19 protein-coding genes are annotated in these 21,196 nt (G+C 45.5%); 13 read left to right on the top strand and 6 right to left on the bottom strand.

The features are described 5' to 3' along the window. Nucleotides 1–3: 3 nt before the first annotated feature. The 3 genes from xerC to uvrD are packed head-to-tail and all read left to right on the top strand — an operon-like array spanning nucleotide 4 to nucleotide 3,828. Nucleotides 4–900, top strand: a complete 897-nt coding sequence (gene xerC / locus OAG1_RS20565; RefSeq protein ID WP_016400065.1) for a tyrosine recombinase XerC — start codon at nucleotides 4–6, stop codon at nucleotides 898–900. Between the two features lie 12 nt (nucleotides 901–912). Beyond that, nucleotides 913–1,620 (top strand): HAD-IA family hydrolase, encoded by a 708-nt coding sequence (locus OAG1_RS20560; protein ID WP_338622550.1) that lies wholly within the window; start codon nucleotides 913–915, stop codon nucleotides 1,618–1,620. Nucleotides 1,621–1,653: 33 nt separating this feature from the next. Next, the gene (uvrD, locus tag OAG1_RS20555) at nucleotides 1,654–3,828 is read left to right on the top strand and encodes a DNA helicase II (RefSeq protein WP_016400063.1); all 2,175 of its coding nucleotides are present in this window, start codon (nucleotides 1,654–1,656) and stop codon (nucleotides 3,826–3,828) included. Nucleotides 3,829–3,860: 32 nt separating this feature from the next. On the opposite strand, the gene rarD is transcribed toward uvrD, so the two are convergent. From rarD to OAG1_RS20540, 3 genes are all read right to left on the bottom strand, one after another. Then, a complete protein-coding gene (rarD, locus tag OAG1_RS20550) occupies nucleotides 3,861–4,760 on the bottom strand; it encodes an EamA family transporter RarD (RefSeq protein WP_338622549.1) in 900 nt (299 codons plus the stop codon). A gap of 89 nt (nucleotides 4,761–4,849) precedes the next feature. Next, nucleotides 4,850–5,446, bottom strand: coding sequence for a hypothetical protein (locus tag OAG1_RS20545; RefSeq protein WP_040306726.1), 597 nt, complete (start codon nucleotides 5,444–5,446; stop codon nucleotides 4,850–4,852). A 122-nt stretch (nucleotides 5,447–5,568) separates the two neighbouring features. Then, nucleotides 5,569–6,033 (bottom strand): thioesterase family protein, encoded by a 465-nt coding sequence (locus OAG1_RS20540; RefSeq protein WP_338622548.1) that lies wholly within the window; start codon nucleotides 6,031–6,033, stop codon nucleotides 5,569–5,571. A 138-nt stretch (nucleotides 6,034–6,171) separates the two neighbouring features. Between OAG1_RS20540 and recQ the strand changes: the two genes are divergently transcribed. From recQ to polA, 4 genes are all read left to right on the top strand, one after another. After that, the gene (gene recQ / locus OAG1_RS20535; protein WP_338622547.1) at nucleotides 6,172–7,959 is read left to right on the top strand and encodes a DNA helicase RecQ; all 1,788 of its coding nucleotides are present in this window, start codon (nucleotides 6,172–6,174) and stop codon (nucleotides 7,957–7,959) included. Between the two features lie 26 nt (nucleotides 7,960–7,985). Continuing rightward, nucleotides 7,986–9,407, top strand: coding sequence for a YdiU family protein (locus OAG1_RS20530; protein WP_338622546.1), 1,422 nt, complete (start codon nucleotides 7,986–7,988; stop codon nucleotides 9,405–9,407). Further along, nucleotides 9,395–9,703: a hypothetical protein gene (locus tag OAG1_RS20525; RefSeq protein WP_338622545.1), complete on the top strand. Its 309-nt coding sequence runs from the start codon at nucleotides 9,395–9,397 to the stop codon at nucleotides 9,701–9,703. The genes OAG1_RS20530 and OAG1_RS20525 overlap by 13 nt, the downstream gene beginning before the upstream one ends. A gap of 387 nt (nucleotides 9,704–10,090) precedes the next feature. After that, entirely contained in the window at nucleotides 10,091–12,850 is a 2,760-nt protein-coding gene (polA, locus tag OAG1_RS20520) for a DNA polymerase I (protein ID WP_338622544.1), read from the top strand. A gap of 729 nt (nucleotides 12,851–13,579) precedes the next feature. On the opposite strand, the gene OAG1_RS20515 is transcribed toward polA, so the two are convergent. Beyond that, entirely contained in the window at nucleotides 13,580–14,650 is a 1,071-nt protein-coding gene (locus OAG1_RS20515) for a glycoside hydrolase family 43 protein (RefSeq protein WP_152785434.1), read from the bottom strand. A gap of 262 nt (nucleotides 14,651–14,912) precedes the next feature. Beyond that, the gene (gene yihA / locus OAG1_RS20510) at nucleotides 14,913–15,542 is read right to left on the bottom strand and encodes a ribosome biogenesis GTP-binding protein YihA/YsxC (protein WP_338622543.1); all 630 of its coding nucleotides are present in this window, start codon (nucleotides 15,540–15,542) and stop codon (nucleotides 14,913–14,915) included. 143 nt (nucleotides 15,543–15,685) lie between these two features. Between yihA and OAG1_RS20505 the strand changes: the two genes are divergently transcribed. The 5 genes from OAG1_RS20505 (at nucleotide 15,686) to hemN (ending at nucleotide 19,415) form a co-directional block, all read left to right on the top strand. After that, nucleotides 15,686–16,303, top strand: a complete 618-nt coding sequence (locus OAG1_RS20505) for a c-type cytochrome (protein WP_338622542.1) — start codon at nucleotides 15,686–15,688, stop codon at nucleotides 16,301–16,303. A gap of 109 nt (nucleotides 16,304–16,412) precedes the next feature. Beyond that, nucleotides 16,413–17,048 (top strand): methyltransferase domain-containing protein, encoded by a 636-nt coding sequence (locus tag OAG1_RS20500; RefSeq protein ID WP_338622541.1) that lies wholly within the window; start codon nucleotides 16,413–16,415, stop codon nucleotides 17,046–17,048. A 1-nt stretch (nucleotide 17,049) separates the two neighbouring features. Next, nucleotides 17,050–17,577 (top strand): Der GTPase-activating protein YihI, encoded by a 528-nt coding sequence (gene yihI / locus OAG1_RS20495; RefSeq protein ID WP_338622540.1) that lies wholly within the window; start codon nucleotides 17,050–17,052, stop codon nucleotides 17,575–17,577. Between the two features lie 5 nt (nucleotides 17,578–17,582). Further along, on the top strand, nucleotides 17,583–18,029 hold the full coding sequence (locus tag OAG1_RS20490) for a DUF2489 domain-containing protein (RefSeq protein ID WP_338622539.1): 447 nt from the start codon (nucleotides 17,583–17,585) through the stop codon (nucleotides 18,027–18,029). A 12-nt stretch (nucleotides 18,030–18,041) separates the two neighbouring features. Further along, the gene (gene hemN / locus OAG1_RS20485) at nucleotides 18,042–19,415 is read left to right on the top strand and encodes an oxygen-independent coproporphyrinogen III oxidase (RefSeq protein WP_338622538.1); all 1,374 of its coding nucleotides are present in this window, start codon (nucleotides 18,042–18,044) and stop codon (nucleotides 19,413–19,415) included. 28 nt (nucleotides 19,416–19,443) lie between these two features. Here hemN and znuA read toward each other — a convergent pair whose 3' ends face one another. Continuing rightward, entirely contained in the window at nucleotides 19,444–20,322 is an 879-nt protein-coding gene (gene znuA / locus OAG1_RS20480) for a zinc ABC transporter substrate-binding protein ZnuA (protein WP_338622537.1), read from the bottom strand. Between the two features lie 118 nt (nucleotides 20,323–20,440). Here znuA and znuC point away from each other — a divergent pair, with 118 nt between their 5' ends. Then, on the top strand, nucleotides 20,441–21,196 hold the full coding sequence (gene znuC, locus OAG1_RS20475) for a zinc ABC transporter ATP-binding protein ZnuC (RefSeq protein ID WP_338622536.1): 756 nt from the start codon (nucleotides 20,441–20,443) through the stop codon (nucleotides 21,194–21,196).

The following is a 21,196-nucleotide window of genomic DNA, read 5'->3' as shown; positions in this document are numbered from 1 at the left end:
CTGATGATGCAGGATGATATAGAACGCTTCCTTCACTATTTAGAAGTGGAGCGTCGTTACAGCCCTGCCACTATAAGTTCCTACCAACGAAGTTTATTACAACAGAGTAAGCTGCTAGAAAATCTAGGCTGTAGCTCATGGCCTCAGGTGACCAGTGCCAACGTGCGTAGTGTATTACTTAAGCTTAAAACCAGTGGTTTGTCGGCACGCTCCATGGCTAATAAACTGTCGGCGTTACGCAGTTTCTTTAATTATTTACTTCAACAACAAAAAGTGAGCCTTAATCCGGTCGCTGGCGTTTCCGCTCCTAAACAAAACAAACCCTTACCCAAGAACCTTGATGTTGACTCACTTAACCAACTGCTCTCAATGCAGGGAGATGATTTAGTCGCTAGCCGAGATTTGGCGATGATGGAATTGTTTTATGCCAGCGGTATGCGTTTAGCCGAGTTAGTAAGCCTAAACGTACAGGATATCGATTTTAAGCAGCGGCAGGTTATTGTTACGGGTAAAGGCAATAAACAGCGCTGGGTGCCTTTTGGCAGCAAAGCGGAGCAGGCCCTTAAACACTGGCTTAAACAACGCCGACTATTGGTGATGGATGAAGAAGAGCCTGCACTATTTGTGAGTGTAAGGCAGCAGCGTATTAGTCATCGTACCGTGCAAAAACGTTTGCAGCATTGGGCGCAACAAATGCAGTTATCTAGTACCTTGCATCCACATAAATTACGTCATTCTTTTGCAACTCACTTATTAGAAAGCAGTGGAGATTTGCGGGTGGTTCAAGAGCTATTGGGCCACGCCAATCTAGCCACTACCCAAGTGTATACCCATCTTGATTTTACCCATCTAGCCACTAGTTACGACGCCGCCCATCCTAGAGCAAAACGTAAACCTTAAATGAGTGATAGCATGATTTTTTATCGAAGTTGGTCACCAGTACAGGCTTTGTCTTTTGATTTAGACGATACCCTTTATGACAACTGGCCTTACATTAAGCGAGCCGAGCAATGGTTGACTGACTATCTCAAAGAGCAGGTACACGCTACTGCGCATCTTACGCATAGTCAGTGGCAAGCTTACAAGCGAAAAGTTATTAAGCGAGATCCGCGTTTAAAAGGGGATGTAAGTGCTTGCCGTGTTGCTTGGTTACACCTCGCTTTTACCGAACATGGCATGGCAGACAGTGAGGCTAGCCAGCTCGCTCAAAAGATTTTCCAACAGTTTTTAGCGGTGCGTAGTGATTTTGAGGTACCTGCAGAGAGTCTTGCTTTGTTGCAAGCCTTGGCGCAGCGCTATCGATTGGTGGCCATAACTAACGGCAACGTTGATATTGCTAAAATTGGCTTAGGCAGTTTGTTTGAATTAGAACTTAAAGCTGGCGGCCAATTTAGAGCTAAACCAGCAGCTGATATGTACCAGTATGCTTGTCAGCAATTACAGCTTGCACCACAACAAATCGCTCACGTTGGCGACCATTGCATTACCGATGTAGCAGGTGCTACCAAAGCAGGCTATCGTTCAATTTGGTTGAATCAAAACAGCCAACAAGCGCGAAAACTACAAGCGCTTCCCGATATTGAAATAAGCCAACTGGCACAACTGCAACACCTGTTATAATATACAGGTGTTTTTACCCCTCAAGAGAATTCCATGGATATTTCCGAGCTGTTAGACGGCCTTAATGAAAAGCAGCGTGAAGCCGTTGCTGCGGCGCCAAGCAATATGTTACTGCTGGCGGGTGCCGGTAGTGGCAAAACGCGGGTATTGGTGCACCGCATCGCGTGGTTAATGCAGGTCGAGAATGTCTCGCCGCTATCGATTTTGTCGGTAACCTTTACCAATAAAGCTGCGGCTGAAATGCGCTCGCGAGTAGAGAAGTTAGTGGGAAGCCGCTTTCAAGGTATGTGGATGGGCACCTTCCACTCTTTGGCACATCGCTTATTGCGTGCGCATTATCGCGATGCCGGTTTACCCGAAGATTTTCAGATTATTGATTCCGACGATCAATACCGACTGTTACGCCGTTTAATTAAAGCCATGAATTTGGATGAAAAACAGTGGCCAGCCAAGCAAGTGCAATGGTATATCAATGCGCGCAAAGACGAGGGGCAGCGCGCCGAGCACGTAGATTACAGTAATAATCCGATTGAGCGGCAGCAACTAGAAATTTATAAAGCCTACCAGCAAGCCTGTGACCGCTCCGGCTTGGTGGACTTTGCCGAACTATTGCTACGCGCTCACGAGTTGTGGTTAAAACAGCCGCATATTTTGCAGCACTACCAACAGCGTTTTCGCCATATCTTGGTAGACGAGTTTCAAGATACCAACACCATTCAATATGCCTGGTTGCGCATGTTGGTTACCGAGCATAATAACATCACCATCGTGGGTGATGATGACCAGTCTATTTATGGTTGGCGTGGTGCAAAAATCGAAAATATTCAAAGTTTTGAATTAGATGTGCCAAAGGTGAATACCATTCGCCTAGAGCAAAACTATCGAAGCAGCGCCAATATTCTTAAAGCCTCTAATCAGCTAATCGAAAATAACCAAGGGCGCATGGGCAAAAGCCTGTGGACCGATGACAAAGAAGGCGAGTTAATCTCGATTTACACCGCCTTTAATGACATTGATGAAGCGCGATTTGTGGTAGCGCGTATTCAACAGCGAGTAGAACAACACGGCGCAAGTTTGGCAGATTGTGCCATTTTGTATCGTAATAATGCCCAGTCGCGGGTATTGGAAGAAGCCTTGATGCAAGAGCGTTTGGCCTATCGAATTTATGGCGGTTTACGCTTCTTCGAGCGCCAAGAAATTAAAGATGCGCTCGCCTACCTGCGGTTGATTAGTAACCCCCACGATGACGCGTCCTTTGAGCGAGTGGTAAATACCCCAACCCGTGGCATTGGCCAACGTACTATCGAGCTGCTGCGCCAAGCTGCGCGTGAGCAACAGCTTAGCTTGTGGCAGGCAGTAGACTATTGTTTGCAACACAACGCCTTATCTGGCCGAGCAGCCAATGCGGTGAAGCAGTTTGTTGAGTTGCTAGGGCAATTAAAACTACAAACTCAAGAAATGGCCTTAGGTGAGCAAACCGATTACGTGATTAAAGGCTCTGGCTTATTGGCAATGTATCAAGCCGAGAAAGGTGAAAAGGCGCAAGCTCGAGTAGAAAACTTAGACGAACTGGTTACCGCTACTCAGCAGTTTACCCAAATGGAAGAAGACCAAGATCTTTCTCCTTTGGTAGCCTTTTTATCTCACGCTGCTTTAGAAGCTGGCGACAATCAAGCAGAAGCCGACGAAGCAGCGGTTCAGCTAATGACCTTGCACAGTGCTAAAGGTTTGGAATTCCCAGTGGTGTTTTTGGTGGGCGTTGAGGAAGGCATGTTCCCAAGCCAGCAGTCGGCCGAAGAATCTGGTCGCTTAGAAGAAGAGCGCCGCCTGTGTTATGTAGGCATGACCCGCGCTATGGAAAAGCTTTACCTCTGTCATGCCGAAAGTCGCCGTTTGTGGGGCAAAGAAGTATTTCATCCACCGTCGCGTTTTTTAAGAGAGTTGCCCAGCGAATGTTTGGACGAAGTGCGCTTAAATACAGCGGTAAGCCGACCGGTTCAACAAGGGCGGTTTTCTTCACAAGTTCAACAAGCCGCCTTTGATGATAGTGGCTTTAGCTTAGGCCAGCGTGTATCGCACCCTAAGTTTGGCGCAGGTATTGTGCTTAACTACGAAGGCTCTGGGCAACAAAGTCGTGTGCAGGTGCAGTTTGAAGAAGCTGGCGCCAAATGGCTGGTATTGGCTTACGCCAGACTAGAAGCCATTTAGTTAAGCCTACAATTAATGGTGAACCAAGCAGCCTAACTCGGCTGCTTTTTTTGTTTGCGTTTGTTACCAACAGCATCCCAAGTAAACACCGCTAAACCTAACCAAATAAAGGCAAAGGTGAGTAGTTTCATCGGCTCAAGCGGTTCACCATAAACGCTGGTGGCCAGCATAAACATCAGTGATGGGCCAATGTATTGAAAAAAGCCAATGGTTGATAAGCGTAAACGGGTGGCTGCGGCTGCAAAACATAACAACGGCAGAGTAGTGACAATGCCTGCGCTAAGCAGTAGCGTATTTAAACCTAAACTGTTGTTAACTAAGTGACTGGTAGAAGAATCGGCAAATATCCACAAATACGCAGCGGCCAATGGTAATAGCCATAGTGTTTCTACAAACAACCCCGGTAAAGCGCCCAAGTTAACTTTTTTGCGTAACAAGCCGTATAAACCAAAACTTACCGCTAGGCTGATTGCAATCCAAGGTAGGGAGCCATAGCTAATTACTTGAATTAATACACCAATCAAAGCTAACCCAATGGCAAGCCATTGAGCACGACGAAAACGTTCGCCCAAGAACAGCATGCCCAGTATCACGTTAAATAGTGGATTGATGTAATAGCCTAAACTGGCATCGAGCATACGATCGTTGTTCACTGCCCAAATAAAAATTAGCCAATTAATGCCAATTAGTACCGAGGTAAGTGCCAATATTGCCAATTGCTTGGGGTGCTTGATTACGGCGCTCACCGCCGACCACTGTTTACCTACGGCTAGCATTACCGCAACAAAAACGCAGGACCATAGCACCCGATGCGCTAAAATTTCGTATGCAGGTACGGCACTTAAGCTCTTAAAATAAATAGGGGCAAAACCCCACATAATGTACGCGGCGAGAGCAAATATAACGCCGTGTTTAGTGGCTTGATTAGGCATAAACAATGAAAAAGGAAGAAAAGTCAGCGTAGTGTAGCAGGCAGGTGGTTAAGCAGCCATATATTAGCGGTCTAAGTTTTGTCAGCTAGCTAGACAGCCGAAGCGGCTTCGCAATATAGCTTGCTCCAAACTTTATGCAGTTGCGGTTCTGCTTGGCACAATGTGTCGATTTTCTGAATGATGGCTTTGCTCTGGCTATTTTGTGCTTCTAGCAACAGATGGAGCAGATGACCTAATACACCATGCACAAAACGTTCGTTTAAGGGCTCGTGATAGCTTTGCCAAGCCCGAACACAGCTATAGCCGGGAATGATGTCTTTGGCGTAGCTAGATAAAATGCGCATTGGCCAAGGGCGTTGAATTTCATCCTGAGTATTCAAACATTCTAGTAAGGGTTGTTGGATATGAAGGTAACGCAATAGGCAGCGGTCGCGCTCGTTTAGGCAATCATCATGGATTTGTTCGAAATGCTGTAAGTCTTGCTCTGGTTTTTCAAATATTCCTAGCTGCTTACATTCAACAATGCGGTAGTCGGGGAAGTGGGCAAAATCGCCATAACCTTCTAGCTCGTGTTCGAGCCATTGGTCTAAGTCTTCTAGCTGTAAGTCGGCATTAATCTTTTTTACTTCTAGTAACACGCTATTTAAAGTATTGATTAACAAAGAGGAGCTGTAAGTTGTGCTCATTATTTTACTAGCCTGTGCCGCAGTCGATGTCCTAATTCAGTATAGCCCTAACTGAGTGGAAACCATCAACATTGAATTGATATTTCGACAAAAATTCCTTTTTTGATGGCAAGTTTGCTGCACTAGCCCACTAGGTAAGTACCGGTGCCAAAGGCAATGTGGGTGCCTTCTTGATTGTGCAGCTCCATACGTGCAACGGTAACCTTATTGCCGGAGCGGATTATTTCGGCAGAGGCGTAAAACACTTCACCAATACCTGGACGCAGATAGTCGATACGCAGATCAATGGTGCCGGTTTTAGAGATGCGCGCAGACAGCTCTTTACTAGATAGATTTTCCAAACGTTTTACTGCCGCTGCTGCGGCGGTCATTCCGCCGGCTACATCTAAAATGGTTGCGGTGACGCCACCATGCAAGATGCCGTGTATCGGATTGCCCACTAGTTTTGGGTCCATGGGCAGTTTTAGTTTTACTCCGGTCGCGCTGTAATCCATTAACTCGATGCCAAGTAATTGATTAAACGGCATTTGATTGATGAAGGTGTCGGCGATGGCTTGGCGCCACTTTTGTTGTCTTGGGCTGGTCATGCTGTATCCATACAAATTTAAACGCTTGTTTAAATACTGTATAGCGAGAAAAGAATAAAGGCAAACCAAGACAAGCCGCCATAGCTTGATTACAATGTGCGACCGATTAGCCACTCTGTTTTTGGATTTCTAACCTTAATGCAACGCGCCCAGCAAGTTTTACAAGATGTATTTGGTTTTGCCGAGTTTAGAACTGGGCAGGCAGCGGTGATCGAGCGCTTGTTAGCTAACAAAGATTGCTTGGCAATTATGCCAACGGGTGGCGGAAAATCACTGTGTTACCAGATCCCAGCGTTGGTTAAGCCAGGTTTAACCGTAGTGGTATCGCCGCTTATCTCCTTAATGAAAGATCAAGTAGATAGCTTGCAACACAATGGTGTTAGCGCCGCGTATTTAAACTCAAGCTTAGAACGTGAGCAGCAGTTTCAAATTTATCGTAGTTTGCAGCAGGGCGACTTAAAACTGTTATACATCTCTCCTGAGCGGCTGATTAATGGCGATTTAATTGAGCGCTTACAAGCGATGCCCTTGGCAATGTTTGCCATCGATGAAGCGCATTGCATTTCTCAATGGGGGCACGATTTTCGGCCAGAATATAATGCCCTTGGTTGCTTAAAACAAAACTTTCCTGAGGTGCCTTTAGTGGCCTTAACGGCTACTGCTGACGATACCACCCGCCAAGACATATTACAGCGGCTTGGTTTGCCTGATGCCTTCACTCTAGTATCAAGTTTTGACCGACCGAATATTCGCTACACCCTACAAGAAAAGTATCGCCCGTGGCAGCAGCTTAGCGATTATGTAAAACGCCGTAAGGAAGATAGCGGCATTGTTTATTGCAGTAGCCGAAAACGGGTCGAAGAATTAGCCTTAAAACTTAGTGCAGAAGGTATTCGTTGCGCGGCTTATCATGCTGGTTTGCCTATCGAGCAGCGCCAATTAGTGCAAGAGCAATTTCAGCGTGATGAAGTAGAGGTAGTTGTGGCTACCGTTGCTTTTGGTATGGGCATCGACAAACCTAACGTACGTTATGTTTTTCACTATGACATTCCTCGTAACATAGAAGCCTACTATCAAGAAACCGGCCGTGCGGGCCGCGATGGTACCGAAGCCGAAGCGGTGTTTTTGTACGATCCAGCCGATGCCAACTGGGTGCGGCGAATGATTGATGAAAACGAGAATGAACAACAGCGCCAAGTTGAGAGTCATAAGTTTAATGCTATTGTCGCCTTTGCCGAGGCGCAAACTTGTCGGCGTCAGGTATTGCTTAACTACTTTGGTGAATACCTCGCCAAGCCCTGCGGTAACTGTGATGTATGCTTAGATCCGCCAAAGCAATACGATGGCTTACAAGATGCGCAAAAAGCCTTGTCTTGTGTTTATCGGCTTGGCCAGCGTTTTGGTATTGGTTATGTGATTGAAGTGCTGCGTGGCAGCATGGGACAGCGTATTTTAGAACAGGGCCATGATAAGCTTTCTACTCATGGTATTGGTAAAAGCGCCAGTCACGAGCATTGGATGAGTGTGCTGCGTCAGCTTATTCATTTAGGTTTGTTGCAGCAAAATATTGCGCGTAGCTCGGTACTACAATTGACCGAAGCAGCACGACCATTTTTAAAAGGTGAACAGCCCTTATCACTGGCGGTACCGCGCTTAAATACCACTAAGCAAAGTAAAAAAGCCACTAGTTACGGTGTTTACGATAAACGATTATTCGCTTTGTTACGTAATTTAAGAAAGCGTTTAGCCGACGAAGAATCGGTGCCGCCGTTTGTGGTATTTAACGACGCCACATTAATAGAAATGGCCCAGCAGCAGCCACAAACTCAACACGAGATGTTAGCCATAAGTGGCGTTGGTTTGAAGAAGCTAGAACGCTACGGTTATCAGTTTTTAGGTTTAATCGACCAGTATCAGGCCAGTTAAGACGCCGCCCTATTTAAGGATCGCAGATGGAATTTGTGAATCGTTTTTCCAATGAACTACCCGAGTTATGCCATCAGCAGCAGCCTACGCCGCTAAAAGATCCAGAGTTGGTGGCATATAGCCAGGCCGCTGCTGAGTTAATTGGCCTAGACAGTGAGTTTATGCAGGGAGAGCAGGCGCTTGGCCTAAGCGCTGGTAAGTTACTTATCGAAGGCATGCAGCCTGCCTCAACGGTATACGCTGGTCATCAGTTTGGTGGATATTCTCCGCAATTAGGGGACGGTCGAGCCTTGCTACTTGGTGAAACAGTAAACGCACAAGGCGAGCATTGGGAACTGCAACTTAAAGGCTCGGGTTTAACGCCTTTCTCTCGCCAAGGCGATGGTAAAGCAGTATTACGTTCTAGCATTCGCGAGTTTTTAGCTAGTGAAGCCATGGCCGCTTTGGGCATTGCAACAACCCGCGCATTAAGCTTAACGGTAGGTAGCGGTTTAGTGCAGCGTGAACGCTTTGAAAAAGAAGCTATGCTGCTACGTATGGCGCCAAGCCATATTCGTTTTGGTCATTTTGAATACCTGTATTACCAGCAACAAACTCAACCATTAAAACGTTTAGTCGACTTTTGCTTAAACCATTATTTTAGCGATTGTTTAACTGCCGAAAATCCGGTGCTGGCAATGCTAGAACAAGTTGTGGATAGCACCGCGTTGATGATTGCTAAGTGGCAGGCCGAAGGCTTTTGTCATGGCGTAATGAATACCGACAATATGTCGATTTTGGGCTTAACCATCGATTATGGCCCTTATGGGTTTTTAGATGACTACAACCCTAGACACGTTTGTAACCATAGCGACCATTATGGGCGTTATGCCTTTAACCAGCAGCCCGCTGTAGGTTTATGGAACTTACAACGTTTGGCACAAGCCTTGTCTGACTATGTACCCAGCGCTAAAACCGAGCCGCTTTGGATACGCTACCAGCAGAAAATCAATCAACATTACCAGCAGTTGATGCTAAATAAGTTAGGTTTAAGCCAGTGGCAAGATGACGATGAACAGCTATTAGGTTTGCTGCTTAAAGTTATCGCCGAACAAAAGGCCGATTACCACCAAAGCCTGCGTGCCTTGGCGCAGGATCAAAACCAATTAACTAAACAATTGCCTGATGCTTGGCAGGCTTGGTTGAAGTTATACCGTCAGCGCTGTCAGCAAAGTGATGTTGATGAGCAACAGCGAATATCGGGCATTCAGCAGCATGTGCCTTTATACGTATTGCGCAACTACTTGGCGCAGCAAGTGATAGAACAAGCGGAAGATGGCAGTTATGCACAGTTGCGCCAACTGCATCAGGTACTTAATACTCCGTTTACTGAGCAAGCCGATGCTCAGCATTTTGCGGCTCCACCTCCCGCTTGGGGCAAGTGCTTGGAGATATCATGCAGCAGCTAGCAAATGGTGTAGAAATATTATCGGAGCATGCGGTAGTTACTATTGCTAAGCAATTCTCCGAATCACAGTTTTTGGCTAGTGCGCAGCAGTTTGTAAAGCAGCAACAATGGCAACAAGCTTTTGTTGAGCAAGGCGCCGATTGGCAAGTTTTAGGTTTTTATATTGAACAACAATTATGGTGGTTTCGTTATGATGCACTAAGTCAGGGCGCTTGGTTTGAATGCGCCAATAGTGAGCATTTTCACACGAGCTCTGCCCCATTATTGGCTGCCTTAAATCATGCCAATTTTGACTAAACAAAATTATATTTTTAGGCTGATTAAAATGTGATCCATTACAAGGTTTCCCGCAGGCTTATCTTCTATATTAATCCACCTGCCAACGTTGAGTTGTTTATTAATTCACCGTAAGGCCGCGAAAAGCAATGTCACGGAATGATGTTTTCCACAATAAGGGAACTGTTTGCTGCTCCAATTTCTTGCCTTTCTTTATCTGTAAGTTACTGAATTAAAACTTATTTGTTGTTTTCTATTTAGCTTGTGAATTTTTCGCGAGAGAATTGCTGCTGTTTGTTAACAGAGTTATCCACAATTTGTAGCAGGCTATTACGCTTAGCTCTGGTGCATTTAGGGTGGCTGTGGCATCATCGAGCGCAATGAAAATCTGAACGATGGATCACGGTAATGGCAACCCTTCCCGACCAACCCTTAGTGCTTGTTGACGGCTCTTCTTATCTTTATCGCGCTTACTACGCTCCTCCTCATCTAACTAACTCTAAAGGTGAAGCCACCGGCGCAGTTTATGGCGTGGTTAACATGCTACGCAGTTTGCTTAAGCAATTTAAGCCAGAGCACATTGTGGTGGTGTTTGATGCCAAGGGTAAAACCTTTCGTGACGACATCTATAAAGAATACAAAGCCAATCGCCCTTCTATGCCGGATGATTTGCGCAGTCAAATCGCCCCTCTACACGCGGTAATTAAAGCGATGGGTTTGCCTTTAGTAGCCATTGAAGGTGTTGAAGCCGATGATGTTATTGGCACCTTAGCTAAGCAAGCTTCAGCCGAGAACAAAGCGGTAGTGATTAGCACTGGTGATAAAGACATGGCACAGCTGGTGGATGAAAATATCACCTTGATTAATACCATGACCGATACGGTGATGGATCGTGCTGGTGTTATCGATAAGTTTGGCGTACCGCCGGAGCTGATTATTGATTACTTAGCGCTAATGGGCGACAAAGTAGATAACATTCCCGGCTTACCTGGGGTGGGCGAGAAAACTGCTTTGGCCATGTTGCAAGGCATTGGTGGCGTGGATGACTTATTGGCCGACCCAGACGCAGTTGCACCATTAGGTTTTCGCGGCTCTAAAACCATGCCTAAAAAGTTGCGTGAACATGCCGAAGATGCCCGTTTATCCTATTTATTAGCCACCATTAAATGTGATGTTGAAGTCGGTTTTAGCATGGATGACATGTTGCGTACCGAAGAAGACAAAGATGCGCTGATTAAATTATTCGGTGAATTGGAGTTCAAGCGCTGGCTGAGTGAAGCGCTTAGCCCATCAAATAACAGCGCCGCAGCAGAACCAAATGCTGAGGCCGAAGTGGCTGCTCCTGCTGTTGAGCTTAAAGGAGAGTACGAGACTATTCTTACTAAGCAGCAGTTTGAAGAATGGTTGGAACGCCTAAATAGCGCTGAGCTTATCGCTATTGATACCGAAACCACCTCGCTTAACTACATGCAAGCTGAGCTAGTGGGTTTGTCTTTTGCCGTTGAAGCAGGCAAAGCGGCTTACTTACCGGTAGCTCACGATTATTTAGATGCGCCTGAGCAACTAGAGCGTGATTGGGTATTAGCGCAGCTTAAACCATTATTGGAAGATCCTAATAAAGCGAAAGTTGGCCAAAACCTTAAGTACGATGCCAGTGTGCTTGCACGCTACGACATTGCGCTCAAAGGCATTAAGTACGACACCATGCTGGAGTCGTATGTGCTCAATAGCACCATTACTCGCCACGATATGGACTCGTTGTCGTTACAGTACTTGCAACACAAAACCATCAAGTTTGAAGACATCGCAGGTAAAGGCGCTAAACAACTTACCTTCAATCATATTGAACTTGAAACAGCAGCACCTTATGCAGCAGAAGATGCAGACGTTACCTTACGCTTGCACCAAACTCTGTGGGCCAAGCTAGAGAAAGAGCCAAAGTTGAAAAGCTTGTTCGAAGAAGTCGAGTTGCCTTTGGTCAGTGTATTATCGCAAACCGAGCGTCAAGGCGTGCGTATTGATAGCCAACGCTTAGCGCAGCATAGTTTGTCTTTAGGCGAGCGTATCGACGGTTTAGAGAAGCAAGCGCATGAACTAGCAGGTGAACCATTTAACTTAGGTTCTCCTAAGCAGCTGCAAACCATTTTGTTTGAAAAAATGGAATTGCCGGTGATTAAGAAAACCCCAAAAGGTGCGCCGTCTACTGCCGAGGAAGTGCTGCAAGAGCTGGCGTTAGATTACAGTTTACCAAAAGTGATTTTAGAATATCGAAGCCTGTCTAAACTAAAATCTACTTACACCGACAAACTGCCTAAAATGGTAGAGCCAAGCTCTGGCAGAGTGCATACCTCTTATCATCAAGCGGTAACAGCAACGGGGCGTTTCTCATCTACCGATCCTAACTTGCAAAATATTCCTATTCGCCATGAAGAAGGACGTAAAGTACGTCAGGCTTTTGTACCTGCCGATGGCTACAAACTGGTCGCGATAGATTATTCACAAATTGAGCTGCGTATCATGGCGCATCTTTCTCAAGATGCTGGCTTGCTAAAAGCCTTTGCTGCCGGAGAAGACATTCATAAAGCTACCGCTGCAGAAGTGTTTGGTAAAGAGCTTGAAGCAGTAAGTGGCGATGAGCGCCGCAGTGCCAAGGCGATTAACTTTGGCTTAATTTACGGTATGAGCGCCTTTGGTTTAGCCAAGCAGTTAGGCATTGCTCGAGCCGATGCGCAAAACTACATGAATCGTTATTTTGAGCGCTACCCTGCGGTGTTGGACTACATGGACAGCACCCGAGATTTCTGCCAAGAACACGGATATGTAGAAACCTTGTTTGGCCGCCGCTTGTATTTGCCCGAAATTAACTCGCGTAACGGTATGCGTAAAAAAGCTGCCGAACGTGCTGCGGTAAACGCGCCAATGCAAGGAACCGCTGCCGACATTATTAAAAAGGCAATGATTGCGGTTGCTCAATGGCTAGATACTCAACCCAGTGAGCATTGTAAGATGTTAATGCAGGTTCACGATGAACTGGTGTTTGAAGTATTAGAAAGCGAGTTGGATAAAGTTGTACCGAAGCTTACCGAGCTGATGGAACAGGCAGTGACACTAGATTTACCACTCGTTGCCGAATCAGGTATTGGTGAAAACTGGGATGAAGCCCACTAGAACTAAGTAGTCGAAGATAGCAAAGGAGGCGATAGCCTCCTTTTTTTTGCCTCAAGATTTTGTGAATTTTGGTAATTATGAAAACCTTTTCGCGTAATTTAAAAACCAACATATACCTCTAAAGTGAAATTCCCTTACAAAAAGTGCTTTATTTTTCATCGATGATGCTCTAGAGTAACTCTTGTAGGGTACAGAGGTAAGATGTTCTATCTTTCAGACCTTTATTTCACGTAGTTGAAAAAGGCTATTTTGCCGCCCCGATGGGTTTCCATCGGGGCGTTTTTTTGTCTTAATGCCAGTGATTGCCTGCCTTCTCTCTCATTTTTTAAACTTATTTATGCTCCTTGTCTAAGAGGGAGCTCTAGCTGTTGTTTCTTATTTTCTGATATTTGGTTGCTAAATTACGATATTTGGGAATTTTGTATTCAAAATGCCACTGCTTGATGGTGTTTGATTGCTGTTGGCCTAAGGACTGGATGAATAACAAAAGCTTCCATGAAAGAAAATTGCACATTTTTAGAAAATTTTGTGAACTAATCGATTTTCAGAGAGTCATAATTAGTGCAATTGGAATAGTGCTTTCAGTTTTTAAGAATTTCTTTTCTTACATGCCTCATCGGACGATGGGGCTTTTTTTTGCCTGCTGTTTAGTGCTAAGAAGTGTTGGTTTAGGCCTCGGATAGAAAAACGCCACGTTAAAGTGGCGTTTGGATTTAGCTAATAACTTGCTTACTCGTAGTAAGGCTTAATCACTTCAATCTTGCCGTTATCGTCAATGTTCAGTTCAGCCATCTTAATGCTGCGTAAGTGGGTTTGACCAGCCGATAAAGTGCTGTCGTGGTAGAACAGGAACCACTTGTCTTGGTACTTCACTATAGAGTGATGAGTTGTCCAGCCTAGCACTGGCTCTAAAATAACGCCTTCATAGCGGAACGGCCCATAAGGTGAATCACTGCTCGCGTAAGCAATTTTGTGGGTATCGCCTGTAGAGTAAGAGAAGTAGTAACGGCCGTTGTGCTTGTGCATCCATGGGCCTTCAAAATAGCGGCGTTCGTTGTCACCTGCTAATAGCACATCGCCATTCTCATCGACAATTTCGATTTCCTTCGGCGTTTCAGCAAACTCCAGCATATCGTCAGTCATTTTAGCCACTAAGGGTTTTAGCGCTGGTTGGTCGTCGGCAGGGAACTGCTCTTCACCAAACTCGCCGTTGCGCCAGTTTTGTAATTGGCCACCCCATAAACCGCCAAAATACATGTAGTGACTACCGTCTTCGTCTTTGAATACTGCAGGGTCGATGCTAAAGCTGCCTTTAATCGCTTCTGCTTGAGGAGTGAAAGGTCCTTCAGGCTGATCGCCAACTGCTACGCCAATTTGGAAAATGCCATCGTAGTTGCGCGCAGGGAAGTATAAGTAGTACTTGCCATCTTTTTCTGCAGCGTCTGGCGCCCACATTTGTTTCTCTGCCCAAGGCACGTCTTTTACATCTAGCGCGTTACCATGGTCGGTGACTACGCCAAAAGGACGGTCTAATGAGAAAACATGGTAATCACGCATGTCAAAGTGATCGCCGTTGTCATTTAGTGGCTGGCCGTTATCTACATCGTGAGAGGGATATACGTAAAGCTTGCCGTTAAATACATGGGCTGAAGGATCGGCGGTATACATATGCGTCACTAAGGCGCCACTAATCGGCTTTAGTTGATCGGCACGTGCTTTATCTGCTGCGGTTACCGCTTCCGCATCACTGATCTCGCTAGGTTCTTCTACCCTAGTCTTCGTTGCGTCATTCACGCTCATGGTATTTCCTCATTAAGTTTTTGCGTCAGTATAACGATCTCAAACTTGATAAGTTTTACGTTCTTCGGTAGCCCAATTGTAAAATTTGTCCCGCAAGCACAATTTGTCATTAAACTATGATCAAGTGCACAAGCAGTGGGATATTTCATGAAACCCCATGAAATAAATGACGCGCGCTATGATGCGCTAGTTTGCTTTAAAAAGGAGTAAAGGTTGGAAGGTGAAAAGGAGCTCGCCGAAGCCGCGAGCATAGTCCGTCAGTTTATTCAGCGTCGCTTGGGGAATTTTCTAGATGTTGATCAAACCATCCCACTAAGGTGTTTTGGAGCACGTCTAAACCTTGTTTTTTCAAAGAAGAAAAAGCTTCTACTCGAACATTGCCACCAAATGCCTTGGCTGTCTCACGGCCCTTCAGAATCGCTGTTTTACGCGCGCCTTGTTTTAACTTGTCTGATTTAGTTAAAAGCGCGAGTACTGGTAGTTCACAATCTACAGCCCACTGGATTAGACCGGCATCGGTATCTTTGAATGGATGGCGAATATCCATTAATACCACGATGCCTTTTAAGCTTTGGCGATCTTGTAAGTATTCAGACAGTGACTTTTGCCACTGCTTTTTAACTTCTTCTGGTACTTGAGCAAAACCGTAGCCAGGTAAGTCAATTAGGCGAAAACCTTCGGATATTTCAAAAACGTTAATTAATTGAGTTCGACCTGGTGTTTTACTGGTTCGTGCTAAGCTTTTTTGACGAGTAAGGGTATTTAAAGCACTAGACTTACCCGCGTTTGAGCGTCCGGCAAAGGCGATTTCAATTCCACTATCTTCAGGCATAGCCTGAATATTAGGCGCGCTAGTTATGAAGTGGGTGTTTTGAAAATGATATTGCGCCATGGTTATGTTGAGCTCCACAAGGAAATTAGGGTAATACATTACGTTTTTGGCAAAATTGTGTAAAATAATGCCGTTACTGGACTCGCTAAGTGTATCACGGGCACCAGTGTGTGGTTTGGAATAATACTAATAAATGGAATGTCATGAAAAAACTTACCTTAGTTTTAATGTTAATGGCGGGTGTTGCCAGTCCGGTTTGGGCAAAGGGAGATGCTGCTGCTGGAGAGCAAAAAGCTGCAACTTGTAAAGCTTGTCACAATGACCAAGGTGAAGCTGCTGGTTATCCTAAATTAGAAGGCCAACACGCAGGCTACTTGGTTAAACAGTTAAAAGAATTTAAAGCCGGCGCTGCTAGCGGCGGTAAAGAAGGGCGCAACAACGCCGTAATGGGTGGTATGGCTTTGCCATTGTCTGAGCAAGACATGGAAGACTTAGCAGCCTATTATTCTGGCCAAGCGATGAGCCCAAATACCACTGCCCCAGAATATGTTGAAGCAGGTCAGCAACTTTATATGGGTGGCGATTTAGAGCGTGGCATTGCTGCTTGTACTGCTTGTCATGGCCCACGAGGTGTTGGCCAAAGCTTAGCTGGCTTCCCACGAATTTCGTCGCAATATGCCGGTTACATTAAATCGCAATTGGAAATGTTCCGCAGCGGTGAACGTGACAACGACTTAAACGGTATGATGCGTGATGTTGCCGCTAAACTAAGTGATAAAGATATCGAAATATTGTCGCAATACTTAGGTGGCTTACACTAAGGTTTATCTGGGCAGCGCCCGCTGCCCAGCTGTTTTTGATTTATTATTCGCCATCTTCGTTCTAAGTGTTACACTTGCGCCCCTAAAAAATACGGCAAGGTGTTGATTGGTGAAATGCCCACTCTGTAGTGCCACATCATCCAAGGATTTTTATCGCAATAAACGTTGCCAATACTGGCATTGTTCTGAGTGTGATTTGATCTTTGTAGACCCTGACGATGTACTCAGTACTGAAGCTGAAAAAGCCCAATATGACTTGCACAATAATGACCCGCAAGACCAAGGTTATTTAAACTTTTTACGGCGTTTGAGTGAGCCAGTGTTAAGCAAACTCACAGAGCCCGTTGTTGGCTTAGATTTTGGCTGTGGCCCAGGGCCTGCACTGTGTGAATTGTTGGCGCAAGCAGGGCATCAGTTACTGAACTATGATCCAATATATTACCCCGATGAGCAGCGCCTAACCGAGACTTATCGCTTGGTCACTAGCAGCGAAGTGGTGGAGCATTTTAACCACCCAGCTCAGTCTTGGAAGCTGTTAACAGGCCTAGTGGCTGAAGTGGGTTTATTGGCCGTAATGACTAAACGCCATTGGGGAACGGAAGTGTTTCCACAGTGGCATTATAAAAATGATCCTACCCATGTAGCGTTTTACAGTGATAAAACCTTTACTTGGTTAGCTAATCATTATCAGATGAGATTGGAGATAGTTGGCCCCGACGTGGCGCTATTTCACAGAGGTAAATAAAATGTCTAGAAAAAAGAATCGTAAAGGCGGCTTAATTGGGGTGCGTAAAGACCCTGACTTTAAAGCTAAACGTGTTACTGCGCCGGACCGTAAAAAAATTGGTAAGGGAAAAGCCTCAGGCAGTCGTCAACAAGAAGCAGAGTTAGTGCAGCAGCAAGCCGCTAATGCCCAGAAAAAAGACCCGCGCCATGGCAGTAAAGAGCCTGTAGTACTCGGTGTTGCCAAGCCTGCAGATAAACCTGCTGCTAAGCCCGCTAAAGCAAAAGTCAAAGTAGAGCTAACTCCTGAGAAAGAACTGGCGATGTTAGAAGCTGATACGCGTCTTGAAAGTCTTATCGATGTGTTAGATGAAGGCGGCGAAATTAGCAAACAAGAGCAGCAGTGGGTGGATAAACAACTAGCACGTCACGCTGAATTGCTAGCCGAACTAGGTTTGTCGGAAGAAGCCGAAGAAGCGGAAGCTTTAGATGATGATGAGCAATTATGGCGTTCGTTAAATAGTTCTTCCTTGGATCAATATAAGGATTAGTCTTGATGGTTTGGTTAGCTGTAGCCGCAGTTATTATTGTTTCAGCCTTAGCCATTTATGCCGCCTTATTAGTAGGGCGCTTAATCGGGCAACAAAAAGTGATTAAAAACGCGGTTGCTAAGCGTAATCAAAACTTGGTAACCGATATTCGCTACATCGCAAAAGCCATGCAGGAAGACCGTTGTGGTTTGTCTGAGGGTGTGATCCGCATCAGCAATCTGTTGATTGCTTTGCAAACTCCGCAGCTAATTGATTGGGCGCAGCGCTACCCTGCTGTTTTTCAGTTATATAATGCGGTAAAAGAGTTACCCACTCATGAGGCGCGCAACAAACTGCCTTTGCAGCAGCGTATGCGCCAAGATCTGCAGCGTGAAGCAGAAGAAAAAGCCTTAGAGAAACAAATATTACAAGAAGCTGAAGCACTGGAACAACTCAGTGCTGAGGCACTCTAGGAGAGCACGTAAATGTCAGTAGCAATGGTGGATTGGGATCAGCAACTGATCGAGAAGTATAACTACTCGGGCCCGCGTTACACCTCGTATCCCACTGCCCTTGAGTTTAACGAAGACTTTGGTGAGCAAGAGTTTGGCCTTGCTTGTGATAAGTTTCCTGAACGCGATTTATCGCTGTATGTGCACATCCCGTTTTGCCATAAGTTGTGTTACTACTGCGGTTGTAACAAGGTGATTACCCGTCATCAGCATAAGGCCGACATTTACTTAGACTACCTAGAACAAGAAATTCAGCTGCAAGCGCCACGTTTTAAGCAACGTAAAGTAAGCCAAATGCATTGGGGCGGCGGTACGCCAACTTATCTAGAACCAGAGCAGCTTAAGCGCCTAACTACTCAGCTATTTAGTCAGTTTGAATTTGCCGATAATGCCGAAGTTAGCATTGAGGTCGACCCACGCGAAATAGAACTTTCTACGATTAACCTGTTGGCCGAACTGGGCTTCAATCGTTTGAGCTTAGGTGTGCAAGATTTTAACAAGCAAGTGCAACAGGCAGTTAATCGTGAACAAGACGAAGCGTTTATTTTTGCCTTGGTAGAGCGCGCTAAGCAAGTTGGTTTTAACTCGGTAAATATTGACCTTATTTATGGTCTTCCGCATCAAACACGTGCGAGTTTCCAACAAACCTTAAGTCGCGTGCTGGATTTAGATCCAGACCGTTTATCGGTATTTAATTATGCCCACCTACCTAGTCGTTTTGCAGCGCAACGTAAAATAGACGAAAGCGCCATGCCAAGCAGCGACGAGCGCTTAGGTATTTTACGTGACAGCATCGAGTTTTTAACTACTCACGGCTATCAGTTTATTGGCATGGATCATTTCGCTAAACCTGATGATGAGCTTGCCATTGCTCAAAGCAAAGGTGAGTTACACCGTAATTTTCAGGGCTACACCACCCAAGGCGAAGCCGATTTACTGGGCTTAGGGGTGTCTTCTATTTCGATGTTGGGTGACGCTTACAGCCAAAACCAGAAAGATCTTAAAACCTACTACGCGCAAATCGACCAACAAGGGCATGCACAGTGGAAGGGAATTGCACTCAATCAAGATGATTTGATTCGCCGCGAATTGATTAAGACCCTGATATGCAATTTTCAACTGAGTTTTAAAGATATAGAGCAGCAGTTTGATTTAGATTTCCAGCAATACTTTGCTGAAGATATGCAGTTGCTAAAACCTTTTGTTGAAGATGGTCTAGTCAGTTTAAGTGCCGATGCCTTGCAGGTGACCAACAAAGGACGCTTGCTGATTCGTAATATTTGCATGTGCTTTGATGTGTACTTTAGAAGCCAAGCGCGGCGCCAGCAATTCTCAAGAGTGATATAACAATGCGGAGCTTAGGCTCCGCTTTTTGTTAGTGGCTTAAACACTCGTGGTAAGAGTCGGCCAGTTGCTGCAGCAATTCAAAGTAGCCGTTTTTGTCATTGCTTACGCTAATCCCTAGAGGGTCGAGCAAGCTAATTTGCGCGCCACTGTGTTGGCTAATGCTTTCTAGCAATGCACCATCAAATTGTGGTTCAGCAAAGATACATTTGGCTTTGCCTTGCTCTAACTGCTGGCGAATATTCAGCAAGCTTTTAGCGCCAGGGCGACGCTGTGGGTTAATGGTAAATTCACCTAAACGATTTAAGCCAAACTCGCGTTCAAAATAACTATAACCATCGTGAAAAACAAAATAGCCTTGCTGTTTAACCGCTTGGAGTTGCAGATTAATGCTGCTCACTACCTTTGCTAGCTCTTGATTAAAGCGTTCAAGCTGCTGCTCTAATTTGGCTTTGTCTTCGGGCATCTTAGCAATTAACTGCTCGGTAATTGCAGCCGCAATAAGCTTAGCTTCATTGGGGCCTAACCAAATGTGCGGGTCTACTTCGTGGTGGTGGTCACCATGGTGGTGATCGTGGCCTTCATCGCCATCAATTAGTTCTAGCTGAGGTATGTCTAGCAGTGTTAGCTGGCTGGCACTGGTTTGGCTAAGCGGTTTACTTAAGAATGGCTCTAGCTCATCACCTACCCAAATAACTAAATCGGCCTGGCGCAGTGCACGCACATCCGATGGACGCAGCGCATAATCGTGCGGCGATAAATTGGGGCTTACTAGGTAATCAACATTGAGTTCACCTTCACTTAAGCTACTAACAATGAGTTGCAAAGGTTTAATACTAACTAAGATGTTTGGGCTTGTGGCCCAGCTTGGTATAGCGAAGAACATCAGAACAAAAAGCAGGTTACGCATACAAGATTTTGAGAGTGATTTGGTAAAATAATACGATAGTGTAACATCTAGTGTAGAATAGCGCGCCCTAGTAAACGCCACTGGGGCTTATTCAGCTAGTTATCTATAGGATGCAGGATTGACCACTTTACTTTCGCTTAACAATATTTGCGTTAGCTTTGACCAGCGCATGGTTCTCGACCATGTCTCGTTGGAGTTGAACCGTGGTCAAATTACCACATTAATTGGCCCTAACGGTGCCGGTAAAAGCACCTTGATTAAGGTTATTTTGGGCCTTATTTCTGCAGACACCGGTGATATTACACGTGCTTCAAAATTACGTATTGGTTACGTACCGCAAAAAATCAGTTTAGATGAATCGTTCCCACTCACCGTGGAGCGCTTTCTTAAGCTAGCTCGGCATTCTTCTAAGTCAGGTTTAACTAAGGTTATTCGCCAGCTTAGTATTGATAGCTTGCTAAAGCGGCAAATGGTGCGTTTGTCTGGCGGCGAAATGCAGCGAGTATTGTTGGCGCGGGCCTTGTTGGGTGAGCCGCAACTGCTGGTATTAGACGAACCCGTGCAGGGAGTCGACATCTCTGGGCAGATAGAGCTTTATCAATTGATTGCTGATATCGCTCAGCAAATGGGGTGCGGGGTGCTGTTGGTCTCTCACGATTTGCATTTGGTAATGGCGGGCACCGACCATGTGATTTGTTTAAATCACCATGTGTGCTGCCATGGGGAGCCTGAGAGCGTGGCTCAACATCCAGAGTTCGCGCGGCTTTTTGCGCAAAACGAACGCCAACAGCTAGCCGTTTATACCCATCACCATGTTTGTGACGATCACGACCATAACCACAATCATCAGCCAAGCACTGAAGAGAACAACTAG

Origin of the sequence: Agarivorans sp. OAG1 (assembly GCF_037076485.1) — a bacterium.
Lineage (GTDB): Bacteria > Pseudomonadota > Gammaproteobacteria > Enterobacterales > Celerinatantimonadaceae > Agarivorans > Agarivorans albus.
The sequence above is the reverse complement of the archived record's forward strand: the minus strand, read 5'-3'. Positions and strand labels throughout refer to the sequence as shown.

Coding starts and splice junctions, on each gene's coding strand:
- xerC (WP_016400065.1), top strand. CDS start 4: ATGATGCAGGATGATATAGAACGCTTCCTTCACTATTTAGAAGTGGAG.
- OAG1_RS20560 (WP_338622550.1), top strand. CDS start 913: ATGATTTTTTATCGAAGTTGGTCACCAGTACAGGCTTTGTCTTTTGAT.
- uvrD (WP_016400063.1), top strand. CDS start 1,654: ATGGATATTTCCGAGCTGTTAGACGGCCTTAATGAAAAGCAGCGTGAA.
- rarD (WP_338622549.1), bottom strand. CDS start 4,760: ATGCCTAATCAAGCCACTAAACACGGCGTTATATTTGCTCTCGCCGCG.
- OAG1_RS20545 (WP_040306726.1), bottom strand. CDS start 5,446: ATGAGCACAACTTACAGCTCCTCTTTGTTAATCAATACTTTAAATAGC.
- OAG1_RS20540 (WP_338622548.1), bottom strand. CDS start 6,033: ATGACCAGCCCAAGACAACAAAAGTGGCGCCAAGCCATCGCCGACACC.
- recQ (WP_338622547.1), top strand. CDS start 6,172: ATGCAACGCGCCCAGCAAGTTTTACAAGATGTATTTGGTTTTGCCGAG.
- OAG1_RS20530 (WP_338622546.1), top strand. CDS start 7,986: ATGGAATTTGTGAATCGTTTTTCCAATGAACTACCCGAGTTATGCCAT.
- OAG1_RS20525 (WP_338622545.1), top strand. CDS start 9,395: ATGCAGCAGCTAGCAAATGGTGTAGAAATATTATCGGAGCATGCGGTA.
- polA (WP_338622544.1), top strand. CDS start 10,091: ATGGCAACCCTTCCCGACCAACCCTTAGTGCTTGTTGACGGCTCTTCT.
- OAG1_RS20515 (WP_152785434.1), bottom strand. CDS start 14,650: ATGAGCGTGAATGACGCAACGAAGACTAGGGTAGAAGAACCTAGCGAG.
- yihA (WP_338622543.1), bottom strand. CDS start 15,542: ATGGCGCAATATCATTTTCAAAACACCCACTTCATAACTAGCGCGCCT.
- OAG1_RS20505 (WP_338622542.1), top strand. CDS start 15,686: ATGAAAAAACTTACCTTAGTTTTAATGTTAATGGCGGGTGTTGCCAGT.
- yihI (WP_338622540.1), top strand. CDS start 17,050: ATGTCTAGAAAAAAGAATCGTAAAGGCGGCTTAATTGGGGTGCGTAAA.
- OAG1_RS20490 (WP_338622539.1), top strand. CDS start 17,583: ATGGTTTGGTTAGCTGTAGCCGCAGTTATTATTGTTTCAGCCTTAGCC.
- hemN (WP_338622538.1), top strand. CDS start 18,042: ATGTCAGTAGCAATGGTGGATTGGGATCAGCAACTGATCGAGAAGTAT.
- znuA (WP_338622537.1), bottom strand. CDS start 20,322: ATGCGTAACCTGCTTTTTGTTCTGATGTTCTTCGCTATACCAAGCTGG.